Source organism: Cryptosporangium japonicum (assembly GCF_039524755.1).
Classification (GTDB): Bacteria; Actinomycetota; Actinomycetes; order Mycobacteriales; family Cryptosporangiaceae; genus Cryptosporangium; species Cryptosporangium japonicum.
Window position 1 is genome coordinate 50,338 of record NZ_BAAAGX010000015.1, and the last position, 23,810, is coordinate 74,147.

Consider the following 23,810-nt stretch of genomic DNA (forward strand, 5'->3'; position numbering starts at 1 on the left):
CTGATCCCGCTCGGAACGACCACCCGCGGCGGCCGCATGCGCGCTGGCTCCGCACGTGCTGGCTCCGCACGTGCTGGCTCCGCACGCTGCTGCTCGGGCCGACCCCCGCTCGCCGGCTTCACGTGCGCCGGTTCCGCCTGTGCCAATCCCACGCACACCGATCCCACCCGTCCCGGCCACCCGTGCCGCCATCACGGGCGCCGCCATCATGCGCGCCGACCTGACCCGCGCAGACCCGCGCACTGACCTCGTTCGCGCCACGACACGCGCCAGACCTCGTGCGCCTCGGCCTCACGCGCGCTGGCCTGCGCCGACTCCTGGCCTGCGCCGACTCCTGGCCTGCGCCGACTCCTGGCCTGCGCCGAGCCGCGCCCGCGCCGAGCCTCGCCTGCGCCGAGCCTCGCCTGGGCTGCTGTCGGGGCGGCGTGCCGGGGGAGACATGCCGTCAGGGTTAGCGGCGATACAGAAACGTGACTTGTGGGCGTAAATCGGTACGAAATACCATGATGCCCAGAAGGTCGGGTACTTCCTGTTTACGGCCTGATCGAACATTGGGGTGGCGCAAGGGGCGAAAAGGTCGGTATCTATCGGCCACGGCTGTCGACCGCGCTGCGGGTCTCGGTGGGGGGAGGTCCATGATGGACCAGGGAATCGCGACGAGGCCGAGTGGCCGATCGTCCGGCAAATCCGGCGCGGCGACGCACCCCGGGCCCGGTCGTCCTCCGATCGCCCGGACCGATCAGTCCCGCCCCGCGCAGCGGCCTGGCCTGGTGCCCGGCACCACCCGTCCGGCACCGTGTGCCGCCCCGCTGACCGAACTCAGCCCGACTCCGTCGGCGCCCACGAACCCCGGGCCCACGAGCCCGGCGCCGACAGGGCTCGCGCCCACGATTCCGGCGCCCACGAACCCCGCGCCCACGATTCCGGCGCTCAGGCGTCCGGCCGCCACGAATCCAGCGGCTACGCGCTCAGCGGCCACGCGCTCAGCGGCTACGCGCTCAGCGGCCGCGCGCTCAGCGGCCAGAAACCAGCCCTGGGCCCTCGCCGCCGGGCGGCTCGCCGTTCCGGCGGACATGCACGCCTCGATCGAGACCGCCGTGCGCGCCTTCGTCCGCGGCCGGGCCACAGCGCCCAGTAGCCCTCGCCGTCACCACACCAGCACCCGCCTCGCCGAGTTCGGCTTCGCCGCGATCGTCGGCGCGATCGCCGTCCTTCTCACCCTCGTCGCGGTCGCCACCCTCCTCCCCGGCGCCGCCGGTGCCGGCGCCGTCGGGCTCGTGTTCCTCGCCGCCACCGGGGGCCTCGCCGGGTACGCGGCCCGGCGCTGGGTGCGCTGGATGCGCCATCGCGCCGAGCGTCTGCACTGGTCGGTGATCGCGGCGGCGGGGGCGGCGACGACGGCGGCCGAGTTGTACGGCGCGGCGGCGATCGTCGCCTCGCACTCCGGCTTCCTGGAGCGGATCACGGCATTCGGCGGGCTCGGTTTCGTGGCCGCTCTGACCGTCGCGATCACCGGCGCGGTGACCCTGATGAGCTACCACCGTTCAGTAACGGATGCCCAGCTCATCCACGCGGCCCGGCGTTTCGCCTAGGCCGTGTCCTGCGAATCCGTGCTCGGCTGCGGCTCCGCTCAGCCGCCGCCAGACCGAGTTGTCGGAACATCCGATACAACAGCGGTATCCGGATAGTCCTCCTGCGAGCGAGATTCACAGGACACGGCCTGGCCGCGCGAATACCGCACGAGCCGGCCTCCGCGGAGGCCGGCTCGCGAGAAATGCGGAATGCACATTGCAGCGCAACCTAATGGAATCCGCCGTCCCCATCCCCACGAAATTACGGCGGAAAGGCCATCAGGCCGCAGCGTGGTACTTCTCGATGATCTCGGCCGGAATCCGGCCGCGCTCACTCACCTGCAGGCCGTTTCGCTTGGCCCAGTCGCGAATCGCCTGGTTCTGTGCGCGGTCGGCACTCGGTGACGGCTTTGCCGGGCCCGCGGCCCTGGTCGCTTTACCGCTGCCGCCCCGGCCGGCCTTTCGGGCGGATTCGACGTACTTCGCCAGGGACTCACGGAACGCGCCGGCGTTGGCCGTGGACAGATCGATTTCGTAGTTCGCGCCGTCGAGACCGAACGACACGGTCTCGTCGGCAGTGCTGCCGTCGACGTCGTCGACGAGGAGAACTTGCACCTTGCGAGCCATTGTTACCTCATGGAAAGAGAGGGGGACTTAAACGCGGAGCCCACAATACTCCACGTGTTCAGCGCCAAGAGACTTCCCCGGTATGCGCGTGGCGCAATTACCCGAAGAAATTCCGCGCAATAGTCAGGCGCGCTCGCGGGCGGCCGGGGTCGCGAAGCCGGCGACGATGATGAGCGCGAAGACGAGCAGCAGCGCGCGCAGAAGGCCGACGCCGTCGCCCAGGAAACCGATCGAGGGCGGGCCGACCAGGAAGGCGAAGTAGCCGATCGTCGCGACGACGCTCACCCGGGCGGTCGCGGTGCGGCTGTCGTCGGCGGCGGCGGACATGCCGACCGGGAAGCCGAGCGACGCCCCGAGTCCCCACAGCACGACGCCCGCGGTCGCGAGGCCGGCCCACGGGGCGAAGATCACGATCAGCAGCCCACCGGCGGCGAGCGCGGTGGTGGTCCAGAGCACCGGGACGCGCCCGTACCGGTCGAGGAAGAAGACACCGGCGACGCGGCCGACGGTCATCGCGGTGACGAACACGCCGTAGACGACGGCGCCGGTCGAGTTGCTCACGTCGTGGCCGTCGACCATGGCCAGCGCCAGCCAGTCGTTCGCCGAGCCCTCGGCGAACGCCATGCCCAGCACGATCAGCCCGATCAGCAGCGTGCGCCGGTCCGCCCACATGCCCAGCCGTTCGCGCCACCCCGGATGCCCGGCGGAGTCAGCGGCGGAGAAGCCCAGGGCGTCCAGATGAAGGAACCGCACCGAGACGCCCAGCGCGACCACCGACGCGACCGCGACCGCGCCGAAGTGCACGGCGGTGGAGACGTCACCCCACTCGGCCAGCGCGCCGAGACCGGCGCCGGCGATCGTGCCCCCGCTGAACGCGGCGTGGAACAGCGGCATGACGGTGCGGCCGAGTTCCCGCTCGGCCGCCGCGCCCTCCACGTTCATCGCGACGTCGCACATGCCCATGCCGCAGCCCAGCAGCGCCAGGCCGATCACGACGAACACCCCGTGCGTGGAGAGCGTCGAACCGAGCCCCACCACCGAGAGGCCGACGCAGCCGACGACGACCGCGGCCGCGATCGTCCGGCGCGAGCCGACCCACGCCAGCACGTGGCTGGCCGACGAGAGCCCGACGATCGAGCCGGCGGCGATGCTGAAGACCACCCAGCCCATCTCGGCGGTGGAGGCGCCCAGGGCGTCCCGGACGGCGGGAACCCTGGACATCCAGGTCGCCAACGCGAACCCGTTGATCGCGAAGACCGCGAACACCGCGTTGCGCCAGGCCACGACGACCGGCCGCGCGAGGGCCGGTGCTTGTGCAGACATGTGAAACCATTCAATCGCCGGAAGCAGAACGGTAACCCGGGGCGGTTCAGCCCCGAGCGGCCCGGTACTCCCGAACGATCTCGGCGTAGCGACGACCACTGGCTTTCATCGTGCGCCGTTGCGTGGCGTAGTCGACGTGCACCAGCCCGAAGCGCTTGTCGTAGCCGTAGGCCCACTCCAGGTTGTCGAGCAACGACCAGACGAAGTAGCCGGAGAGCGGCACCCCGGCCTCGAGCGCCGCGTCGATGGCCACGAGGTGTTGTTCCAGGTAGTCGATGCGGTCCTGGTCGGCGATCGAGCCGTCCGGCTCCACCACGTCGGGCCAGGCCGAGCCCTGCTCGGTGACGTAGATCCGCGCCGGGGCGTAGTCGGCGGCGATGCGGGTCAGGATCCCGGTCAGGCCCCCGGGCGAGACCTCCCAGCCCATCGCGGTGTGCCGGCCGGGCACCTCGACCTGCTTCGCGTAGGGCGCCGGCCCGGACGGGTCGTCGGCCACCACGGCCCGGAAGTAGTAGTTCACCCCGAGGTAGTCGGTCGGGGTCGCGATCGTCTCGAGGTCACCGTCGAGCACCGGCGGCTCGTACCCGTACGTCTCGACCATGTCGCGCGGGTAGCCCCGCCCGTAGAGCGGGTCGAGCCACCAGCGGTTGGTGTGCCCGTCGGCGCGCAGCGCGGCCGCCGCGTCCTCCGGGCGGTCGGTCGCCGGCTCCGCCGGGCTCGGGTTCACCACGATGCCGACGTTCGCCCGCGCGCCCGCCGCCGCGCGGATCGCCTGCGTCGCCAGGCCGTGGCCGAGCAGCACGTGGTGCGAGGCGTCGATGGCCCGGTGCAGATCACGCAGCCCGGGCGCCATCGTGCCCTCGAGGTGCCCGATCCAGGCGACGCAGAGCGGCTCATTGACCGTGGTCCAGTCGGTGACCCGGTCCCCGAGCGCGCCCGCGACCGCACCGGCGTAGTCCGCGAACGCCTCCGCGGTGTGGCGGGCCGGCCAGCCGCCCTTGTCCTGCAGCACCTGCGGCAGGTCCCAGTGGTAGAGCGTGACGAACGGCCGGATGCCGGCGCCGAGCAGCTCGTCGACGAGGCGGTCGTAGAACGCCAGGCCCTTCGGGTTGACCGCGCCGGTGCCGGTCGGGATCACCCGCGGCCAGGCGACCGAGAACCGGTACGCGTCGACGCCGAGCTCACGGACCAGGCCGAGATCGGAGGACCAGCGGTGGTAGTGGTCGCAGGCGACGTCGCCGGTGTCGCCGTTGGCGATCGCGCCGGGAACGCGCCCGAAGGTGTCCCAGATCGAGGGGGAGCGGCCGTCGACGTCGACCGCGCCCTCGATCTGGTACGCCGCCGTCGCGACGCCCCACACGAAGTCCTGGGGAAGGTGGTGCAGCACAGGAACCCTCACTTAACCGCGCCGGCGGTCAGACCCGCCACGAAGTACTTCTGCAGGAACAGGAATGCCGCGACGACCGGAACGCTGACGACGAGCGACGCCGCCATGATCTGGTTCCAATAGACGTCGTACTGCGTCGAATAGCCGGACAGACCGACCGCGACCGTCCGGGTCGACTCGTCGGTCATGACCGAGGCGAACAGCACTTCACCCCAGGCGGTCATGAACGCGTAGACCGTGACCGCGAGAATGCCGGGCACGGCCGTCGGGATCAGCACCTGGAACAGAATGCGCATCGGTCCGGCGCCGTCCACCGACGCCGCCTCGTCCAGATCCTTGGGAATCGCGTCGAAATAGCCGACGAGCATCCAGATCGAGAACGGCAACGAGAACGTGAGATAGGTGAGGACCAGGCCGGTCCGGCTCGCGTAGAGCTCGATTCCGGTGGCCCGGCCGATGTTGACGTAGATCAGGAACAGCGGCAGCAGGAACAGGATGCCCGGGAACATCTGGGTGGAGAGCGCACTGGCCAGGAACACCCCGCGGCCGCGGAAACGCCAGCGGCTCGTCGCGTACGCGGCGAGAATCGCGATCGCGACCGAGAACACCGCCGCCGCGGTCGACACGATCAGGCTGTTGACCAGGTACTGCCCGAGCGGAACGGTGTCCCACATGTCGACGAACGCCTCGAACGACACCCGCTTGGGAAGCCACGAGAACGTGTCCCGGACGTCGCTGAGCGGCTTGATCGCCGTCGAGAGCATGACGTAGAGCGGCACCAGCACGAACAGCGTGAGCAGCGTCAGGACGATCCGGCGCGACCAGCGCTCGGCAGCGGTCTCATGCATCGGCGCGCGCCTTCCTCGTCAGGAACAGGTAGATCCCCGAGACGACGCTCAGGAAGAGCAGCAGGGCGACCGACATCGCCGAGCCGAGCCCGAAGTTCCAGGTGACGAACGAACTCTCGTAGATGTGGATCGAGATCAGGTCGGCCTGGTCCGGAGCGGACTTGCCGAACAGCACGTACGGGGTGTTGAAGTCGTTGAACGTCCAGAGGAACAGCACCAGCAGCAGCACCTGGTTGACCGGGCCGAGCATCGGCAGCGTCACCGCGCGCAGCCGGCGCCAGAAGCCCGCACCGTCCATGTACGCGGCCTCGTAGAGGTCCTGCGGGATGCCCTGCAGGCCCGCCATGATGCAGAGGAACGCGAACGGCCAGTGCCGCCAGACCATGACGATCACCAGCGACCAGAAGCTGTTGCCGCCGATCAGCCAGAACGGCCGTTCGTCGACGAGGTGCAGCTGGTCGACGAGGATGTGGTTGAGGGCGCCGGTGTCACGCTGCAGCAGGAAGCTCCAGATGATCACCCCGGCGTAGACCGGCAGCGCGTAGGGCGTCAGGAAGAGCGTGCGCAGGAGCGCGCGGCCGCGGAACGGGCGCTGCAGGAGGACGGCGGCGGCCAGCCCGAGCGCGTACGAGAGCCCGACGACCAGGATCGTGCAGGCGGCCGTCACCCAGAACGAGTGCAGCAGTTCCTTGCCGGTGGCGCTGTTGAAGTCGAGCGCGACCTTGTAGTTGTCGAGGCCGACGAACGGCGCGCCGCTCCAGTTGCGGATGTGGAACTGGGTCAGCTCTTTCAGGCTCATCCAGATGCCGGTGAGCATCGGGATGACGTGCACCGCCAACTCCAGCACGATCGCCGGGATCAGCAGCAGATAGGGGAGGGCCGGCGTGCGGCGCCGTTTGCGGCGGCGCGGTGTGCCGGGGTCGGGCGGCGCCTCGTCGGGCGCCGCGATCGTCGTTGCCATGCGGAATGTCCTTTCCCGACAAGGGGCCCGGGACCTGATGTCCCGGACCCGTCGTCGCGGCGCCTTAGTGAACTCTTTTCAACCTCAGCTGAAATCGCATGTCACGGGATACGCGCAGGGCGGTCGAAAAGAATTCACTTGACCTGCTCCTCGGCTGTCTTCAGCTTCTTCTCGATGTCGGCGGCCGACGGGGACTTGCCCTTGGCGGCCGCGGCGAAGAGGTCGTTCATGACGTTGCCGACGAGCGTTTCGTACTGGCTCTCCTCCGGCACCTGCGGCAGGGGCGCCGCGGTGCTGGCGAGCGTCTCGGCGATCACCTTCTGCTCGGGCCCGGAGAACGCCGGGTCGTCGGAGACCGTCGTGACCGACGGCAGCGAGCCGTAGGCCTTGTTGAGGGCGATCTGCTCCTCGTCGCTGGTCATGAACTTCACGAAGTCCAGCGCACCCTCCTGGTTCTTGGAGTGCTTGAAGACCGCGATGTTGATGCCGGCGACCATGCTGGTGACCTTCTTGCCACCGGCCGGGGGCGTGGCCGGCTGCGGAACCGGCGCGACGCCCCACTGCTCGGGCTTCATGCCGTGCAGGGCCAGCTGGTTGCCGGCCGCCTGCCAGAGCAGCATCGCGGCCTTGCCGTTGGCGAAGTCGTTCACCGACTCGTTCTGCGCGTACTCGGCGTTACCCGGGTTGGTGATCTTGTCGGCCGCCAGGAAGTCGACGTACCGCTTGATCGCCTGGGCGTTCTGCGGGGTGCCGAACGTCGGCTTGCCCTCCTGGTCGAACCACTCGCCGCCGTACTGCTGCGAGAACGTGAACGCGTGGTGCGAGTGCGCCGAGATGTGCGCGCCCTCCTGCGCCAGGCCCCACTTGCCGCCCTTGCTCAGCTTCTTGCCGTCCTCGACGAGCTCCTCCCACGTCGCCGGGGGCTTGCTGATGCCGGCGTCGGCGAACATCTTCTTGTTGTAGTAGAGCGAGTACGCCAGCGAGTAGATCGGCACCGCCGTCGGCGGCTTGCCCTCGGCACCGGTCGCGGCCAGCGCGGACGGGACGAAGCGGCTCTTGCCGCCGATCTTCTCGAGCGTGGCGTCGTCGAACGGCACGAACGCGTCGGTGGCCTGCAGGGACGCCGACCACGTGTTGCCGATGTTGACGACGTCCGGGCCCTGACCGCTGGTGGCCGCGGCCAACAGGCGGTTGAGCAGGTCGGACCACGGAACGACCTCGAACTTGACCTTGATGCCGGTCTGCTTCTCGAACTTGGCCAGTTCCGGCTTCAGGATCTCGGCGTCCTTGTCGAGGCTGATGCTCTGGTTGCTGGCCCAGTAGGTGAGGGTCTTGGCGTCGCCGGCCGAGTCACCCCCGCCACAGGCCGTCAAGGTGGACGCCAGTAAGCCCGCGGCGGCTACCGCGGCGATTCGTCGCTTGAACACACGCTGTCCTTTCCAGAGACGCCGGCCTGCTCGGCTAAGGAGTCCTGGGTTCGAGGCGCGCGGAACCTAGGCCGAGTGACCAGCAGGTTTTGGAGCGGCGGAGTCCAAAGCGTAGGGATATTTCGACATTGTGTTCGTTGTGTTGCGGATCGGAGCGACGAACGGACACTTAGGAGCGCCGAAGTGTAAGCGCTTTCCTGTGAGCGGCCCGGGGCGCACACCCGGGCCGCTGCGCAGCGTCCTACTTGACTTGCTCCTGAGCCTTCTTCAACTTCTCCTGGATCTCCGCGACCGACGGGGACTTGCCCTTGGCGGCCTCGGCGAACAGGTCCTTCATGAGACCGCCGACGAGCGTCTCGAACTGGCTCTCCTGGGCGACCTGCGGAAGCGGGGCCGCGCTGGTGGCCAGCGTGTCCTGGATCGCCTTCTGCTCCGGCTTCGCGAACGCCGGGTCGTCGGAGACCGTGGTGACCGACGGCAGCGAGCCGTAGGTCTTGTTCAGCAGCGTCTGCTCCTCGTCGCTGGTCATGAACTTCACGAAGTCCAGCGCGCCCTCCTGGTTCTTGGAGTGCTTGAAGATCGCGATGTTGATGCCGGCGACCATGCTGTTGATCTTCTTGCCGTTGGCCGGCGGGCTGGCCAGGAACGGCACGGGCGCGACGCCCCAGTCGTCGGCCGGCATGTTGCGCAGCGTCAGCTGCGAACCGACGGCCTGCCAGAGCAGCATCGCGGCCTTGCCGCTGGCGAAGTCGGCCACCGACTGGTTCTGCGCGTACTCGGCGTTACCCGGGTTGGAGATCTTGTCGACCGCGATGAAGTCGATGTAGCGCTTGATCGCCTGGGCGTTCTCCGGGCTGTCGAACGTCGCCTTGCCCTCCTTGTCGAACCACTCGCCGCCGTACTGCTGCGAGAACGCGAACGCGTGGTGCGAGTTCTCGGAGATGTGGGCGCCTTCGATCGCGAGGCCCCACTTGCCGCCCTTGGTCAGCTTCTTGCCGTCGGTGACCAGTTCTTCCCAGGTCGTCGGCGGGTTCGCGATGCCGGCCTCGGCGAACATCTTCTTGTTGTAGTAGAGCGAGTAGGCGAGGGAGTAGATCGGCACCGCCGTCGGGGGCTTGCCCTCGGCGCCGGCCGCGGCGAGAGCGGCGGGCACGAAGCGGCTCTTGCCGCCGATCTTCTCGAGCGTGGCGTCGTCGAACGGCACGAACGCGTCGGTGGCCTGCAGGGACGCCGACCAGGTGTTGCCGATGTTGACGACGTCGGGGCCCTGGCCGCTGGTGGCCGCGGCCAGCAGGCGGTTGAGCAGGTCGGACCACGGGACGACTTCGAGCTTGACCTTGATGCCGGTCTGCTTCTCGAACTTCGCGAGTTCGGGCTTCAGGATCTCGGCGTCCTTCTCCAGGCTGGTGCTCTGGTTGCTGGCCCAGTAGGTGAGGGTCTTGGTGTCGTCACCCGAGTCACCCCCGCCGCAAGCGGCCAAGGTGGACGCCAGCAACGTTCCGACGGCAACGGCGGCTAATCGTCGCTTGAACACACGCTGTCCTTTCAGTTCGGCCAGCACGGCCGAGGGACGCCGGGCGGCTCGGCGTGCGCTCCGGGGTCCCGGTGCGAGCGGAACCCGGACCGAGCGGCCCACAGGTTTGGTGCAGCGGAGCCTAAAGTGTTTTTCGGCACTTCGTTCACGACTTAATTCAAGGCGTTATTAAAGTGTTGCCGTAAGGTCGACCCAGGGGGAGCTCACCGGTGGACGTGGTGTCAGGCAGAACGACGAACCGAGCGCTGCGTCGGCAGAACCGCGCGACGCTGCTCTCGGCGCTGTTCCTCGACGGTCCGCTGAGCCGCCAGGACCTGACCGCGCGGTACGGGCTGAGCCAGGCCGCGGTCAGCAACGTCGTCGCCGACCTGATGGACGACGGGCTGGTCGTCGAAGCCGGAGCGCTGGAGTCCGACGGGGGACGGCCCCGGATCCTGCTGCGGGTCTCACCGGGCTACGCGTCGGTGATCGGCGTCGACGTCGGCGAGACGCGGGTGCGCGTCGAACTGTTCGACCTCGCGATGACGCCACTGGCCAAGGCCGACTACCCGCTGGAGGACCTCGATCCCCGCTTGGTGGTGCGCCACGTGCGCGCCGGGATCGAATCGGTGGCCGGCGAGAACGTGCTCGGCGTCGGCGTCGGGGTGTCCGGGCTGGTGGAGCAGGGTGACCAGGCCGTCGTGCACGCGCAGACGCTCGGCTGGGACGCGGTGCCGCTGGAGCGGATGTTGCGCGAAGGCACCGACCTGCCGCTGCACCTGGACAACGGGGCCAAGACCTGGGCCCAGGCCGAGCACTGGTTCGGCGCCGGACGCGGCGCCCGGCACGCCGCGTTCGCGCTGGTGGGGTCCGGGGTCGGGGCGGCGATCGTGGCCGACGGCCAGTCGTACCGGGGTGCGTCGAGCAGCGCGGGGGAGTGGGGACACACCACGCTGGTCTACGGCGGGCGTGCCTGCCGCTGCGGCGCGCGCGGCTGCCTGGAGGCCTACGTCGGGGCCGAGTCGATCATCGCCCGCGCGCTCGAGGCCGGGGTACGTGTCGAGGGACCGGACGAGGAGACGCAGGTGGCGTCCGTGCTGGCCGATCCGGCCGCGTCCGGTGTGCTCGAGGAGACGGCCGCCTACCTCGGGGCCGGGGTGGCGAACCTGATCAACCTGTTCAACCCGGAGCGGGTCGTGATCGGAGGGTGGGCGGGGATCGCGCTGGGGCCCTTACTGCCCCGGGTGCGCGAGGCCGCCGCCGCCCAGGCCATGCGCCGGCCGTTCACGCAGGCGTCGATCGAGCTCTGTGCGCTCGGCACGGATGCGGTGGCGCTGGGCGCGGCGACGCTGCCCGTGGCGCGCCTGCTCGCCGCGGGCGGCGTCCGCGAGTAACCCCGGCTAGCTGTCGAAGCCCAGGCCCAGCGCGTCCAACGTGCGGAGCCAGCGGTTGCGGCGACCCTGGTCGCGGTCGGCGGCGGCCAGCGCGCGCCGGGTGAGCTCCACCCCCGCGTAGCGCACCGGCTCGGGCGGGAACGGGAGCGGTTTCGTGCGCACCATGCGCGGACGGGTCCGCGGGGTGTCCTGGCCGCTCAGCAGGTCGAGCATCACCTCGGCGCCGAACCGGGTCGCGCCCACGCCGAGGCCGGTGTACCCGGCCGCGTAGGCCACCCGGCCGCCGTGCGCGGTGCCGAAGAACGCCGAGAACCGCGTGCACGTGTCGATCACGCCGCCCCACGCGTTCGTGAACCGCACCCCTTCCAGCTGCGGGAACGTCGTGAAGAAGTGCTCGGCGAGTGTCTCGTACGTCGACGGGCGGGCGTCGTAGCGGGCACGCACCCGGCCACCGAAGTGGTAGATCGCGTCGTAACCGCCCCAGAGGATCCGGTTGTCGGCGGTCAGCCGGTAGTAGTGGAACTGGTTGGCCGAGTCGCCCACCCCCTGCCGGTGACGCCAGCCGAGCTCGCCGAGCTGACCGGCGGAGAGCGGCTCGGTCATCAGCGCGTAGTCGTACACCGGGATCACGTACGGACGCACCCGGGTGAGCGGGGACGGGTACGCGTTCGTGCCCAGCGCGACCGTCCGGGCCCGCACCCGCGCTCGCGAGGTGCGCAATTCCGTGCCGCGCAGCCCCAGCACCGGGGTGTGCTCGTACGTCCGCACCCCGAGCCGTCGGCACACCGCCGCCAACCCCCACGCCAGTTTCGCCGGATGCACCATCGCGACCCCGCGCCGGTTCCACACGCCACCCAGGTACGTCGGCGAGTTCACCTCGGCGCGCACGGCGTCGCGGTCGAGGGCGTCCGGGCCGAGGTCGCGTAACTGGTACGCCTCGGTGGCCACGGACAGCTCCCCGGTGCGCTCCCACTCGGCGTCGATTCCGTACCGGGTGAGCGTGTCCTCGATCGCCTGCAGGTTCTCCGCTCCCAGCCGTTCGAGCTCGGCGAACTCCGACGGCCAGCGCGCCAGCCCGTTCCCGGCGCCGTGCGTCAGCGACGAGGCGCAGAAGCCGCCGTTGCGCCCGGAGGCCGCGTGCCCGATCCGCGCGCCCTCGAGCAGGACGACGTCGAGCGACGGGTCGCGCTCCTTCGCGATCAGCGCCGTCCACAGGCCGGAGTAACCGCCGCCGACCACGGCCAGGTCACAGGACGTGTCGGTGGTCAGCGGGGGCGTCGCGGCCGGGCGGGACGGGTCCTCGAGCCAGAACGATCCGGGTTCGGCGTCGGCCAGGGATTTGTGCATGGGTCAGCCCTCGTGAACAAGCGTTCCGTCGACGTAGGTCAGCGCCACGGTCGTGGCGGCGATCTCGTCGGCGGGGTGGTCGAACGGGTCACGGTCGAGGACGACGAGGTCGGCGCGGTGGCCCACACGCAGCGACCCGGTGTCGTCGAGATGGTTCACGTAGGCGCTGCCCGCCGTGTACGCGGTCAGCGCGGTGCCGAGGTCGAGGCGCTGCTCGGGCCGGAACGGCGCCAGCTCCGAGCCCGGCAGCCGCCGGTTCACCGCCACGTGCACGGCCTGGATCGGGTCGGCGGTCGTCACCGGCCAGTCGCTCCCCGCGACCAGCGTCGCCCCGGCACGCAGCAGGTCGCCGAACGGGTACTGGTGCGACGCGAGGTCACCGCCGAGGAACGGGATCGTCAGATCGTCCATCTGGGGTTCGTGGGTGGCCCAGAGGGCCTGCAGGTTCGCCGACGCGCCGAGGCGGCGGAACCGGGGAACGTCGTCGGGGTGGACGACCTGCAGGTGGGCCAGGTGCGGCCGGGTGTCGAGGTGGCCGTTGGCGGTGCGGGCGGCCTCGATCGCGTCCAGCGCCTCGCGGACGGCCCGATCGCCGAGCGCGTGGAAGTGGACCTGGAAGCCCCGCGCGTCCAGCTCGGTGACGTATCCCCGCAGGGCGATCGGGTCGACGAAACTCAGCCCGGCGTTCGTCGTCGCGCCGCCGCAGGCGTCCCGGTAGGGCACGGTCATGCCCGCGGTGAAGTTCTCGGCCACGCCGTCCTGCATGATCTTGACGCTGGAGCAGCGCAGGCGGCCGACCGTGTAGCGCTCGCGCTTCTCGACCAGACCGGGGATCTGCGACGCGTCGCCGTCCCGGTCCCACCAGAGCGCGCCGACCACGGTCGCGGTGAGCAGCCCCTCGCGGGCCGCGGTGAGGTACGCGTCGGCGATGTCCGGGTAGCCGTTCGTCGCGCCGACCATCGCGTCCTGCCAGGCCGTGACGCCGAACGAGTGCAGCAGGGCCTGGGCGCGCAACAGCCCGGCGAGCCGGTCGGCCGCGGTGACCTCGGGGAGCAGGGCGCCGACCAGCGTCATCGCGCCCTCCTGGAGTGCACCCACCGGGTTCCCGTCGGCGTCCCGGTTGATCACGCCGTCGGGCGGGTCGGGGGTGTAGCGGGTGAGGCCGGCGCGTTCCAGCGCGCGGGTGTTGACCCAGGCGCCGTGGTGGTCCTTGTTCGTCAGGTAGACCGGCCGGTCGGCGACGATCCGGTCGAGAAGCTCCGCGGTCGGGACACCACCCGGGAACGTCTCCATCGCCCAGCCGCCACCGACGATCCACTCGGCGCCGGGGTGGTCGTCGGCGTACGCGCGGATCCGCCGGGTGTACTCGTCGAGGTCGGTGGTGCCGGTGAGGTCGCACTGACCCAGTTCGAGCCCGCCGAAGACCGCGTGCACGTGGGCGTCCTGGAAGCCCGGCAGCAGCAGCCGGCCGGCCAGGTCGACGACCTCGGTCCGCGGGCCGCGCAGCGCGTCCGCGTCCGGTCCGAGCGCCACGATGCGGCCCGCCCGGACGGCCAGCGCCCCCGACCGGCTGCGTGCCGGGTCGGTGGTGAGCACCGGTCCGCCGGTGAACAGCAGGTCAGCGGGGGCTTCGGTCATGCGACGATCGAATCGGCAGCGGCGCCGGGAGTCAATGGTGTTGTCATAAGGGGTGTCCATGCTGGTCCTGGCAGTCGCGCAGCCGCGGCTCGAATCGTTCGCCGTCGCGGCCAACGCGCTCGCGCACGCCGAGGCGGTGCGGTCCGCCTCGGCCCGGGTGGTGGTGTTCCCCGAGATGTCGCTGACCGGCTACGAGTTCACCGCGCCCGTCCTTGACCCGGACGACCCCCGCCTGGCGCCGCTCGTCGCCGCCTGCGCCGAGACCGGCACGCTGGCCCTCGCCGGCGCCCCGGTCGACGGCCCGTCCATCGGGATGCTGGCGGTGGACGGCGACGGGGCCCGGGTCGTCTACCGGAAGCAGTACCTCGGCGGGGGCGAGGGCGCGGTGTTCGTGCCCGGCCCCGAACCCGTCGTGCTCGAGGTCGACGGGTGGCGGCTCGGGCTCGCGATCTGCAAGGACACCGGGATTCCCCGGCACGCCGCGGACACCGCCGCGCTCGGTGTCGACGTGTACGTCGCCGGCGTGCTGGAGACCGCCGAGGACTTCGACGTGCCCGCCGAGCGCGCGGCCCGCATCGCCGGGGCACACGGCGTGCCGGTCGCGATCGCGAGTTTCGCCGGCTCCAGCGGCGAAGGGTTCGACCGGGCCGCCGGCGGCTCCGGGGTGTGGGCCGCCGACGGCTCGCTCCTGGCGCGCGCGGGCACCGGCACCGGCGAGATCGTCCAGGTCACGTTCGACTGAGTCGGTCACGCAACAGCGCGTTCTCCAGCGTCGTCCACAGTGTGCTGGTGAGCAGGTAGAGCACCGCCGCCAGCGGAACCGTGAGCGCGAACAGCACCGACACGAACGGGGACGCGCTGAGCCAGGCCGGCTGCCCCAGCCGCCGCAACCGCCGCGCCGCGACCATCGCCACCCCGACAAACAGCCCGAACAACCCCACGAACACCAGGCTGTGGACGCTGAGCAGCGAGCCGTCGAGCCAGTGGTCGCCGAGTCGGACGCCCCCGAGCTCGTGACCGAGCAGCGCGTTGGGTTCACCGCCCACGGTCGGGAGGCGGAACAGCGAGAACAAGGTCAGGAAGAACGGGGCCTGGAGCAGGAGCGGCCCCATCGTCGTGAGCGTGCCGACCCGTTCGCTCCGGTACAGCGCCGACACCTCGGTGAGGGCACGGACCGGATCGTCGGCGTGCTGGTCGCGCAGCTTCTTGACGCGGGGGGCGAGGGCGGCGCGACGTCGTTCGACCGCGATCTGCCGGAACGTGAGGGGGAGCAGAAGCAGCCGCACGGCGAGCGTGGCCACCACGATCGCGAGAGCGGTCGACGCACTGCCGGCGAGCGGGGTGAGCAGGGTGCCGGCCCACTCCACGAAGGAATGGGCGTAGGAGAGGGGCAGGTCGAACGGCATGGGGACGCTCCGAGGTCGAGGACGGATCTGGTCACCGCCGAGCCGGGTTGGCTGCAGGTGAGGGAGCGGCCTGAGCACCGCTGGTCGCGGGCCGCACCTTCCCCGGTCGGCGGCTGGGCTGGTTGCCGGTAGCGGGGCCGGGCTGAACTTGGCTCGTCGCGGAGCGCACCGTCCCCGGTCTGCGGCTGGGCTGGGTGCCGGTAGCGGGGCGGGGCTGAACTTGGCTCGTCGCGGAGCGCACCCTCCCCGGTCTGCGGCCGAGGTGGTCGCAGGTCGCGGTGCGGTCTGCGGCCAAGGTGGTCGCAGGTCGCGGTGCGGTCTGCGATCGGGCTGGTCGCTAGGTGCACGGCGGGCCTGCTGCGCCACCGCGACCGGTCCGGAAGAGGGCTGCCGTCCGGGCGGTCTGCTCTCGAGCTGGCCGTAGGTCGCGAGGCGGGCCCCGATGCGCCGCCACGATCGCCCCGGGTGCGGACAGCCCCGAGTCGAGCGCGGTCCGGGTGCGCCGCGACCGACCTGGGTGCGGGCACCGTCCCGGACCGATGCGACTCGCGACCGGCTCGAACACAGATCGCGGACCTGTCCGACACGGCTAGGAACCGCGTCGATCGCGGCCCACCCGGTTGGCCGGAGAGTCGGGCGTGCCCGCACCTAGGCGCCGAGCGCAGCGCCGTCTCCGAACGCCGAGCGAGGCCGCCACCCCAGCATCGAGTGCGGCGGCCTGCCCGCGCGCGCCGACCGCGTCAGCCACCCCGAGCATCCAGTGCGGCGACCACACCCGTGCCGCCGAGCGCGGCAGCCGCATCCGATCTCCGAGTACGGCAGCCGCATCCGAACACCGAGCGCGGATACCGCATTCGAACACCGGGTTCAGCGGCCGCATCCGGACACCGAGCGCGGATACCGCATCCGACACCGAGCTCAGGAGCCGCGTTCGACCATCGAGTGCGGTAGCCGCATCCGGGCATCGAGTTCAGCGTCCGCGTCCGAACACGGAGTGCGGTAGCTGAATTCGAACACCGAGTGCAGCAGCCGCGTTCGACCATCGAGTGCGGTAGCCGCATCCGAGCACCGAGTTCAGCGTCCGCGTCCGAATTCGAACACCGAGTGCAGCGTCCGCATCCGAACACCGAGCGCGGGTGCCGCATTCGAACACCGGGTTCAGCAGCCGCGCCCGATCATCGTGTGCGGTAGACGCGTTCGAATGCCGACCACGTCAGAGCACGGTGTGCGGTAGCTACCTTCGGGTGCGAGTGCGACAGCCTTGTTCGAACGCCGAGAGTAGTCGCCGTACCCGAGGCCCGAGCGGGGTTGCGCCTGAGCGCCGAGTGCGGCCTTGCCTGGGTGTCGAACGCGGCTCTGCTCGGGTGTCGAACGCGGCCCTGTTCGGGTGTCGAACGCGGCCCTGTTCGGGTGTCGAACGCGGCCCTGTTCGGGTGTCGAGCACGGGCACGCTCGGCATTGAGCGTGGCCGCCGCCGGAGTGCCGGGCCGGACCACACCGATTCGGGCTCAGCGGCAGCAGCTCGGAGCGTTGTTAGCGCCCGAACCTACTGCCGCCTGACCTCCCGGTGGCTCGTAGCACCGCTACCTGGACATGCCGGTGCGGTGCCTCGGCGTGTTGGCGCAAGTGCCGGTGGCGCGGGTGCAGGCTGCCCGTGCGCGGTTCTCAAGCCCGATGCCTGTGACCCCGAGCCGCGCCGGTGGCCCCTGAGCTGTGCCAGTGGCCCCTCTCAGCCGCGCCGTTGCCGCCTTGAGCCGAATCGGTGGCACTGAGTCGTGCCGGTGGCATTGACCCGTGCCGGTGGCCCTGACGCGTGCCGGTGGCCCTGACGCGTGCCGGTGGCCCTGACGCGTGCCGGTGGCCCTGACGCGTGCCGGTGGCCCTGACGCGTGCCGGTGGCCTTCGCGGTGTCAGCTGGTGCCGATACCCCGGCCGGTGGCCAGGCGCGGGTGCTCGTGGCGGCGACTGTGCGCGGTGCCGGATCGTGCCCGGTGGCGGACGCCGGGGGCGCTACGCGGCTCGAAGAGTGGGTGCTCGGGGGCGGGAGTGGCCTCGGGCGTCGGGGTCCCGGTGGCGAGGAGCCCCTCGGTAGGTGGCGCGGCGGGCGGCGGCGGCCAGGCGGGACGGAGGCAGCGCCGGGAGCTGGATGCCGACCTGACGCAGGGCCAGTGCGGCGAGCAGCGCCACCGCGACGAACGTCAGCACGCCGGTGTTCGGTTGGAGGAGCACCAGCAGGCCGGCGAGTGCCCAGAGCGCGACTACCGCGCGGGACCAGAAGCTGACCATGCCACCAGCGTACGGCCGCCGGGCCACCCACAACCGATATCCACAGAACGCCGACCCGAGCCCGCTGATCCCGGCCACCCAACCGACCGTGAAAGAGGCTCGAGCCGCTGATCCCGGCCACCCAACCGACCGCGAAAGAGGCTCGAGCGCGCTGATCCCGGCCACCCAACCGACCGCGAAAGAGACTGGAGCGCGCTGCCCCCGTCCACCAACCGACCGCGGAAAAGACCCGAGCACGCTCCTCCAGGCCACCAACCGACCGCGGGACAACGGAATGTGCGGCCCCTCACACCGGTTGGCGAGCATATGAGCGACGACACCGGGTTCGACCTGCACGCCCTCCTCGCCGAGGCCCGCCTCGGGGTACTGGCCACCATCAAAGCCGACGGGCGGCCCCAACTCTCCCCGGTCACCCCCTTCTACGACCGCGACGCCGGCGTCATCTACGTCTCGATGACCGAAGGCCGCGCGAAGACCGCCAACCTGCGTCGTGACCCGCGCGCCGCGCTCGAGGTGACCAGCAAGGACGGCTGGTCCTGGGCCACCGCGGAAGGCACCGGCACGCTCGTCGGGCCGGGGACGGACCCGAACGGGCCCGAGGTGGAGGCGCTGGTGGACTACTACCGCGCGGCGGCCGGTGAGCACCCGGACTGGGACGAGTACCGGTCGGTGATGGTGTCCGACCGGCGGGTTCTGCTCACGCTCCGGGTCGAGAAAGTCTACGGCGCCAAGATTCGGTGAGTAACCTACTCGATTAGCTACAAAACGTACTAATCGAGACGAGGTGAGGCTGTGGCTCGCGCTGCCACCAGCGACGAACTCGACGCGGTGGCGCGCGCGGCGGCGGAGGCGGTCGACGTCCCGATCGGGCTAGTGACGCTCGTCGACGGGGAGTGGATGCGCTTCGCCGGCGCGTTCGGCCTGGTCGGGCCGTTGGCGGAGTCGCGCCGCATCCTGGTGTCGGAGTCGTTCTGCCAGGACGTGGTCGCCCGCGGCGCCCCGGTGGCCAACGGCAACACCGAGGACGACCCGCGCTCGCGGCCGACCGGCGCCGCGGTGCGGGTCGGCGCGTACCTGGGCGTCCCGCTGCGCGGACCGGACGGCCAGGCCTTCGGCGTGCTCTGCGCGATCGACGCCCGACCCCGGGAGTGGACGCCGGTCGAGATCGGCGCCCTCCGCGGCGTGGCCACCGCGGCGGCGAACCTCCCCGGGCTGTTCGCCACGACCACGCGGAGCACCGAAAGCACCGAAGAAGGCGACGGCCCGCCGCACAGCCTCTTCCTGCAGGCGTTGCTGGACAGCCTCAACACCGCGGTCTTCGCCTGCGACGCCGCCGGCTACACGATGTTCGGCAACCCGGCTCTGCAGCGCATGCTCGACCTGGTCGAGGAGCTGCCCACCGACGCGGCCGCGATCGCCGGCGACCGGCTGCGCGACGCCGACGGGCAGCCGTTGCCGCACGACCGGCACCCGAGCGCCCGCGCGCTGGCCGGCGAACCGGTCCGCGACGTCGTGCTGCGCCTGGTCCGCCCCGGCCGTCCGCCGCGCACGCTGATCGCCAACGCGGAGCGCATCACGGTGGCCGGCGCGGTGCTCGGCGCGGTCGTCGCGCTGCACGACGCGACCGACCAGCAGCGCGCCCAGCGCTTCCGGGAGTGTTCGCTCGCCGTCTCCCGCGCGCTGGTCGAGGCCGACGGCGTCGCCGAGGCGGCCCGCCAGGTCGTGGACGCGGTGGCGCGGTCGCTGCACTGGCCGCACGCCGAGCTGTGGCTCGCCGATCCGGTCACCGACGTGCTGCGCCCGGCCGCGTCCTGGACCGACGGCGAGCTCGACCGCCCCGGCCTGATGTCCACGTCGCTCGGCCCGGGGGAGGGGCTGGCCGGCACGACGTGGCTGACCGGGGAGCCGGTGTGGGTGCCCGACATCGCCACCGAGACCCGGTTCGACGTCGAGGGCGCGGCCCGGCGCCGGCTGCGTACCGCGCTGGCCGTGCCGGTACGCAGCGCCGAGGCCGTCGTCGGGGTGCTGGCGATCTACGCCGACACTCTCGACGAGGACCGGGTGGCCCTGACCGCGCACCTGGTCGGCATCGCCGCCCACGTCGGCCACTACCTGGAGCGACGCCGCGCCGAGGAGCTGGCGCTGCAGCTGGCGCGCACGAAGGACGACTTCCTGGCGCTCGTCGGGCACGAGCTGCGCACGCCGCTCACCTCGATCACCACCTACGCCCAGCTGCTCGGCGACGACCCGGACTGCTGGGCCACCGACGGACCGCAGCTGCTCGGCGTCATCGTGCGCAACACGCAGAGCCTGACCGCGATCATCGACGACCTGCTCGACCTCGCCGGGCTGGAGTCGGGACACATCACGATCCGGCCCGGCGACACCGACCTGGCCGAGCTGACCCGGGAGGGCATCGAGGCGGTGCGGGCCACCGCCGACGGCCGCGAGGTCACGCTGGTGGCCGAGCTGCCGGAGCGGGTGCCGCTGCACGGCGACCCCCAGCGGCTGCGCCAGATGCTCGACAACGTCCTGTCCAACGCCGTGAAGTACAGCCACCGGGGCGGACGGGTCACGGTCGTGCTCACCGAGGAGGCGGGGGTGGCGAAGCTGTCGGTCGCCGACACCGGGATCGGCATCCCGCCGGACGAACGGGACCGGCTCTTCCAGCGGTTCTTCCGGTCGTCGACGGCCCGCGACAACGGTGTTCCCGGCACCGGGCTCGGGCTGGTCGTGACCCGCGCGATCGTCGAGCGGCACGGCGGCCGGATCAGCGCCACCCACACCGATCCGGGCACCACGATGGTGATCCGCCTCCCGATCGCTCGACCGGGGCCCGACGTGGGATAACTATGGATGCATAGCGCAACTAGGAGGGCCCATGGGCGCCAGATCAGTGCAGATCCCCACCCCCGACGGTGTCGCCGACGCGTTCGTGGCCGAGCCCGAGGGTGACGGTCCGTGGCCGGCGGTGCTCTTCTACATGGACGCGTTCGGCGTCCGTGAGGTGCTCACCGACATGGCCAGGACGATCGCCGACGACGGCTTCGTCGTCGCGCTGCCGAACCTGTTCTACCGCAGCGGCCCGGCGCCGCTCTTCGACACGTCCGGGCTGGGCACGCCGGAGGGCCGGGCAGCGATCTTCGGGCAGGCCCGGCCGATGATCGCCGCGTTGACCCCGGAGGCCGTCAAGGGCGACGCGGCCGCCTATCTGGACTTCCTCGCCGACCTGCCGTCGGTGCGCGGCGGCCCGGTCGGCGTCACCGGCTACTGCATGGGCGGGCGGCTCGCCGTCCGCACCGCGGTCGCGTTCCCGGACCGGGTCGCGGCGGTGGCGAGCTTCCACGCCGGTGGCCTGGTCACCGGCGAACCCGACAGCCCGCACCGGCAGATCGCCGGCACCGGCACCGAGTACTACTTCGCGCACGCCGAGCACGACCACTCGATGACGCCGGCGAACGTCACCGCGTTGAACGACGCGCTGGACGCCGGGGGCGTCCCGTTCAAGTCGGAGATCTACGAGGGCACCGAGCACGGCTTCACGATGTCCGACAGCGACGTGTACGACCCGATGGGCCTGGAGCGTCACTGGCGCAATCTGCTGGAGCTGTTCGAGCGGCGGCTCTGACCGGACGGCGGCCCGGTGCTGCCGCGCACGGTCAGCGTCGGTTCCAGCAGCACGCTCCCGTCGTCGCGGCCGGCCGGTGCGTCCTCGCGGAGCTGGGCGAGCAGCACCTCGAGGCTGCGCCGGCCGAGCTCGGCGAAGTCCTGCCGGACCGTGGTGAGCGGCGGGAGGAAGTACCCGGCCTCCGGCACGTCGTCGAAGCCGACCACGCTGACGTCGTCGGGCACCCGGCGGCCGGCCTCGTGCATCGCGCGCAGCACGCCCAAGGCGACCGGGTCGTTCGCGCAGAACACCGCGGTCACCGACGGGTCGCGGGCCAGCGCCGCGCCGAGGTCGTACCCGGAGTCGGCGGTCCAGGCGCCGAACGCGGCCGGGGGCACCACCCGGTCGTTGGCGTAGAGCGTGGCCCGCCAGCCCTCGATGCGGTCGCGGGCCTCCGGCCAGTCGGACGGGCCGCCGACGTGGTGCACGGTGGCGTGCCCCAGGTCGAGCAGGTGCTGCGTCGCCAGGGCCGCGCCGGCGCGGTTGTCGAACCGGACGCTCGCCACACCGCTCTCGCCGGCCCCGCCGACGCCGACGGCGCCCAGCCCGTCGGGCACCTGGGCCAGCGCGTGCGCGGCCGACTCCTTGGGTGCGATCGCGACGATGCCCTCCACCGCCTGCGCGCACAGCCGGTCGATCGCCTCCAGCACCGCGGTGCGTTCGAGCGAGCGCACGGTGACCACGCTGACGAAGTAACCGGCGGCGCGGGCGGCGTCCTCGATGCCGTACAGCATGGACGCGGGCCCGTAGAGCGTGCTCTCGAACCCGATCAGGCCGAGGATGCCGGAGCGGCGGGTAGCCAGCGTGCGTGCGGCCAGGTTGCGCCGGTAGTTGAGGGCACGCATCGCCTCCAGCACCCTGGCCCTGGTCTCCTCGCGCACGCTCGGGTGCTCGTTCAGCACCCGGGACACGGTCTGGTGGGACACCCCGGCGAGGCGTGCGACGTCACGCATGATCGACGTGCGAGGGCGCTCGGACGGTCTCTCCGGTACGGACAAGGGACCCTCCCATCCAAGCCCTGTGATCGTTCACATCGTAACGACGCGTATCGGCCGGGCCGGATCCTACCGAGGCGGAGCGGGGCGCCGTCCAGAGAAAACACTGGACAGGTTTCGGTGACCCGTCGGTAAGGTGTCGCTTCGCAACAAGCCGGTAACGCGTGGTCGACAGACTCTTGACGTGCCGAATGAGAGCGGTAACACTCTCGGGACACGGACGCGTGATCCGCGCCACAACCGAAGCTCGCCGCGTCCCTGGAACCCGCTCGGGGCTCTCCGCGAGGGATCCGGCTGTTCCACGAAACAAGACCACTCGCTGCTCGTCGGAGAGTGGTAACAAGCGATGTTAACGGTCACATCGCTCGGGGAGTTACTCGTTCTACCCAGGAGGACGTAGTGATCAGGAGAGTGTCCGCGGCGATTGCCGCCGGGTTACTCGTCGCCGCCGGTCTGGCCGGCTGCGGTGGCGACAGCGGAAGCGGAAGCGGCAACGACGACGGCAAGATCACGATGGGGTTCGCGCAGGTCGGCGCGGAGAGCGGCTGGCGTACGGCGAACACCAAGTCGATTCAGGAGTCGGCCAAAGCCGCCGGGATCGAGCTGAAGTTCTCCGACGCGCAGCAGAAGCAGGAAAACCAGATCAAGGCGATCCGCAGCTACATCGCCCAGAAGGTCGACGTCATCGCGTTCTCGCCGGTCATCGAGTCCGGCTGGGACCAGGTGCTCAAGGAGGCGAAGGACGCGGAGATCCCGGTCATCCTGACCGACCGCGCCGTCGACTCGAAGGACACCTCGCTCTACGAGACGTTCATCGGCTCGGACTTCGTGCTCGAGGGCAAGAAGGCCGGCGAGTGGCTGGTCGAGGACTCCAAGGCGGCCAAGGGCCCGGTCAACGTCATCCAGCTGGAGGGCACCACCGGTGCCGCGCCGGCCAACGACCGCAAGTCCGGCTTCGCCGACGCGATCAAGGCCGACCCGAAGATCAAGGTCGTCGCGTCCCAGGACGGTGACTTCACCCGCGCCAAGGGCAAGGAGGTCATGGAGGCCCTGCTCAAGGCGCACCCCGAGGCCAACGTGCTCTACGCGCACAACGACGACATGGGTCTCGGCGCGATCGAGGCGATCGAGGCGGCCGGCAAGAAGCCCGGCGTCGACATCAAGATCGTGACCGTCGACGCGGTGAAGGACGGGATGACTGCTCTCTCCGAGGGCAAGATCAACTTCATCGTCGAGTGCAGTCCGCTCCTCGGCCCGCAGCTGATGGACCTGGCCAAGCAGGTCGTCGACGGGAAGAAGGTGGAGAAGCGCATCCTCACCGAGGAGACCACCTTCACCCAGGAGCAGGCCAAGGCGGCCCTGCCGGACCGCAAGTACTGAGTCACCCACCCCGGGTGGGCCGCGCCGCGGCCCACCCGGG

19 protein-coding genes are annotated in these 23,810 nt (G+C 71.0%); 7 read left to right on the forward strand and 12 right to left on the reverse strand.

Features of this window, described 5'->3' with window-relative positions; translation table 11 throughout:
- Window positions 1-1,073: 1,073 nt before the first annotated feature.
- Window positions 1,074-1,592, forward strand: coding sequence for a hypothetical protein (locus ABD437_RS19130; protein WP_344650226.1), 519 nt, complete (start codon window positions 1,074-1,076; stop codon window positions 1,590-1,592).
- Window positions 1,593-1,850: 258 nt separating this feature from the next.
- On the opposite strand, the gene ABD437_RS19135 is transcribed toward ABD437_RS19130, so the two are convergent.
- The 7 genes from ABD437_RS19135 to ABD437_RS19165 form a co-directional block, all read right to left on the reverse strand.
- Window positions 1,851-2,198, reverse strand: a complete 348-nt coding sequence (locus ABD437_RS19135; protein WP_344650227.1) for a histone-like nucleoid-structuring protein Lsr2 — start codon at window positions 2,196-2,198, stop codon at window positions 1,851-1,853.
- Between the two features lie 123 nt (window positions 2,199-2,321).
- Complete coding sequence (locus ABD437_RS19140; protein ID WP_344650228.1) at window positions 2,322-3,521, reverse strand: MFS transporter; 1,200 nt, start codon at window positions 3,519-3,521, stop codon at window positions 2,322-2,324.
- A gap of 46 nt (window positions 3,522-3,567) precedes the next feature.
- Window positions 3,568-4,920: a GH1 family beta-glucosidase gene (locus ABD437_RS19145; protein WP_344650229.1), complete on the reverse strand. Its 1,353-nt coding sequence runs from the start codon at window positions 4,918-4,920 to the stop codon at window positions 3,568-3,570.
- Complete coding sequence (locus ABD437_RS19150) at window positions 4,917-5,756, reverse strand: carbohydrate ABC transporter permease (RefSeq protein ID WP_344650230.1); 840 nt, start codon at window positions 5,754-5,756, stop codon at window positions 4,917-4,919. Before ABD437_RS19150 ends, ABD437_RS19145 begins: the two co-directional genes overlap by 4 nt.
- Window positions 5,749-6,717, reverse strand: coding sequence for a carbohydrate ABC transporter permease (locus ABD437_RS19155; RefSeq protein WP_344650231.1), 969 nt, complete (start codon window positions 6,715-6,717; stop codon window positions 5,749-5,751). Before ABD437_RS19155 ends, ABD437_RS19150 begins: the two co-directional genes overlap by 8 nt.
- Window positions 6,718-6,851: 134 nt before the next feature.
- Window positions 6,852-8,144 (reverse strand): ABC transporter substrate-binding protein, encoded by a 1,293-nt coding sequence (locus ABD437_RS19160; protein ID WP_344650232.1) that lies wholly within the window; start codon window positions 8,142-8,144, stop codon window positions 6,852-6,854.
- A 241-nt stretch (window positions 8,145-8,385) separates the two neighbouring features.
- Entirely contained in the window at window positions 8,386-9,678 is a 1,293-nt protein-coding gene (locus ABD437_RS19165) for an ABC transporter substrate-binding protein (protein ID WP_344650233.1), read from the reverse strand.
- A 215-nt stretch (window positions 9,679-9,893) separates the two neighbouring features.
- On the opposite strand from ABD437_RS19165, the gene ABD437_RS19170 reads away from it, so the two are divergent.
- Window positions 9,894-11,051 (forward strand): ROK family transcriptional regulator, encoded by a 1,158-nt coding sequence (locus ABD437_RS19170; protein WP_344650301.1) that lies wholly within the window; start codon window positions 9,894-9,896, stop codon window positions 11,049-11,051.
- A 6-nt stretch (window positions 11,052-11,057) separates the two neighbouring features.
- Here the strand turns inward: ABD437_RS19170 and ABD437_RS19175 are convergent, their stop codons facing one another.
- Complete coding sequence (locus ABD437_RS19175; RefSeq protein ID WP_344650234.1) at window positions 11,058-12,398, reverse strand: NAD(P)/FAD-dependent oxidoreductase; 1,341 nt, start codon at window positions 12,396-12,398, stop codon at window positions 11,058-11,060.
- 3 nt (window positions 12,399-12,401) lie between these two features.
- Window positions 12,402-14,036 carry an amidohydrolase gene (locus ABD437_RS19180; protein WP_344650235.1) on the reverse strand — a complete coding sequence of 545 codons (1,635 nt, stop codon included), beginning with the start codon at window positions 14,034-14,036 and terminating at the stop codon, window positions 12,402-12,404.
- A 58-nt stretch (window positions 14,037-14,094) separates the two neighbouring features.
- Between ABD437_RS19180 and ABD437_RS19185 the strand changes: the two genes are divergently transcribed.
- Window positions 14,095-14,778 carry a carbon-nitrogen hydrolase family protein gene (locus ABD437_RS19185; protein WP_344650236.1) on the forward strand — a complete coding sequence of 228 codons (684 nt, stop codon included), beginning with the start codon at window positions 14,095-14,097 and terminating at the stop codon, window positions 14,776-14,778.
- On the opposite strand, the gene yidC is transcribed toward ABD437_RS19185, so the two are convergent.
- Both yidC and ABD437_RS19195 read right to left on the reverse strand, forming a co-directional pair.
- Window positions 14,765-15,442, reverse strand: coding sequence for a membrane protein insertase YidC (gene yidC / locus ABD437_RS19190; RefSeq protein ID WP_344650237.1), 678 nt, complete (start codon window positions 15,440-15,442; stop codon window positions 14,765-14,767). The genes ABD437_RS19185 and yidC overlap by 14 nt on opposite strands.
- A 2,010-nt stretch (window positions 15,443-17,452) precedes the next feature.
- Complete coding sequence (locus ABD437_RS19195) at window positions 17,453-17,728, reverse strand: DUF6412 domain-containing protein (protein WP_344650238.1); 276 nt, start codon at window positions 17,726-17,728, stop codon at window positions 17,453-17,455.
- 306 nt (window positions 17,729-18,034) lie between these two features.
- On the opposite strand from ABD437_RS19195, the gene ABD437_RS19200 reads away from it, so the two are divergent.
- Genes ABD437_RS19200 through ABD437_RS19210 form a run of 3 tightly spaced genes read left to right on the forward strand, consistent with a single transcriptional unit; the run spans window position 18,035 to window position 21,356 of the window.
- Window positions 18,035-18,469, forward strand: a complete 435-nt coding sequence (locus ABD437_RS19200; RefSeq protein ID WP_344650239.1) for a PPOX class F420-dependent oxidoreductase — start codon at window positions 18,035-18,037, stop codon at window positions 18,467-18,469.
- A 51-nt stretch (window positions 18,470-18,520) separates the two neighbouring features.
- Complete coding sequence (locus ABD437_RS19205) at window positions 18,521-20,578, forward strand: sensor histidine kinase (RefSeq protein WP_344650240.1); 2,058 nt, start codon at window positions 18,521-18,523, stop codon at window positions 20,576-20,578.
- A gap of 31 nt (window positions 20,579-20,609) precedes the next feature.
- Window positions 20,610-21,356, forward strand: coding sequence for a dienelactone hydrolase family protein (locus ABD437_RS19210; RefSeq protein WP_344650241.1), 747 nt, complete (start codon window positions 20,610-20,612; stop codon window positions 21,354-21,356).
- On the opposite strand, the gene ABD437_RS19215 is transcribed toward ABD437_RS19210, so the two are convergent.
- Window positions 21,314-22,348: a LacI family DNA-binding transcriptional regulator gene (locus ABD437_RS19215; protein WP_344650242.1), complete on the reverse strand. Its 1,035-nt coding sequence runs from the start codon at window positions 22,346-22,348 to the stop codon at window positions 21,314-21,316. The two genes, ABD437_RS19210 and ABD437_RS19215, sit on opposite strands and share 43 nt — an antisense overlap.
- Window positions 22,349-22,789: 441 nt before the next feature.
- Between ABD437_RS19215 and ABD437_RS19220 the strand changes: the two genes are divergently transcribed.
- Complete coding sequence (locus ABD437_RS19220) at window positions 22,790-23,770, forward strand: ABC transporter substrate-binding protein (RefSeq protein WP_344650243.1); 981 nt, start codon at window positions 22,790-22,792, stop codon at window positions 23,768-23,770.
- Window positions 23,771-23,810: the final 40 nt, after the last annotated feature.

Bases quoted from the DNA above. Each gene is read 5' to 3' on its own strand.
- ABD437_RS19130 (WP_344650226.1), top strand. From the start codon at position 1,074: ATGCACGCCTCGATCGAGACCGCCGTGCGCGCCTTCGTCCGCGGCCGG.
- ABD437_RS19155 (WP_344650231.1), bottom strand. From the start codon at position 6,717: ATGGCAACGACGATCGCGGCGCCCGACGAGGCGCCGCCCGACCCCGGC.
- ABD437_RS19215 (WP_344650242.1), bottom strand. From the start codon at position 22,348: ATGCGTGACGTCGCACGCCTCGCCGGGGTGTCCCACCAGACCGTGTCC.
- ABD437_RS19140 (WP_344650228.1), bottom strand. From the start codon at position 3,521: ATGTCTGCACAAGCACCGGCCCTCGCGCGGCCGGTCGTCGTGGCCTGG.
- ABD437_RS19150 (WP_344650230.1), bottom strand. From the start codon at position 5,756: ATGCATGAGACCGCTGCCGAGCGCTGGTCGCGCCGGATCGTCCTGACG.
- ABD437_RS19180 (WP_344650235.1), bottom strand. From the start codon at position 14,036: ATGACCGAAGCCCCCGCTGACCTGCTGTTCACCGGCGGACCGGTGCTC.
- ABD437_RS19195 (WP_344650238.1), bottom strand. From the start codon at position 17,728: ATGGTCAGCTTCTGGTCCCGCGCGGTAGTCGCGCTCTGGGCACTCGCC.
- ABD437_RS19175 (WP_344650234.1), bottom strand. From the start codon at position 12,398: ATGCACAAATCCCTGGCCGACGCCGAACCCGGATCGTTCTGGCTCGAG.
- ABD437_RS19185 (WP_344650236.1), top strand. From the start codon at position 14,095: ATGCTGGTCCTGGCAGTCGCGCAGCCGCGGCTCGAATCGTTCGCCGTC.
- ABD437_RS19200 (WP_344650239.1), top strand. From the start codon at position 18,035: ATGAGCGACGACACCGGGTTCGACCTGCACGCCCTCCTCGCCGAGGCC.
- ABD437_RS19210 (WP_344650241.1), top strand. From the start codon at position 20,610: ATGGGCGCCAGATCAGTGCAGATCCCCACCCCCGACGGTGTCGCCGAC.
- ABD437_RS19135 (WP_344650227.1), bottom strand. From the start codon at position 2,198: ATGGCTCGCAAGGTGCAAGTTCTCCTCGTCGACGACGTCGACGGCAGC.
- yidC (WP_344650237.1), bottom strand. From the start codon at position 15,442: ATGCCGTTCGACCTGCCCCTCTCCTACGCCCATTCCTTCGTGGAGTGG.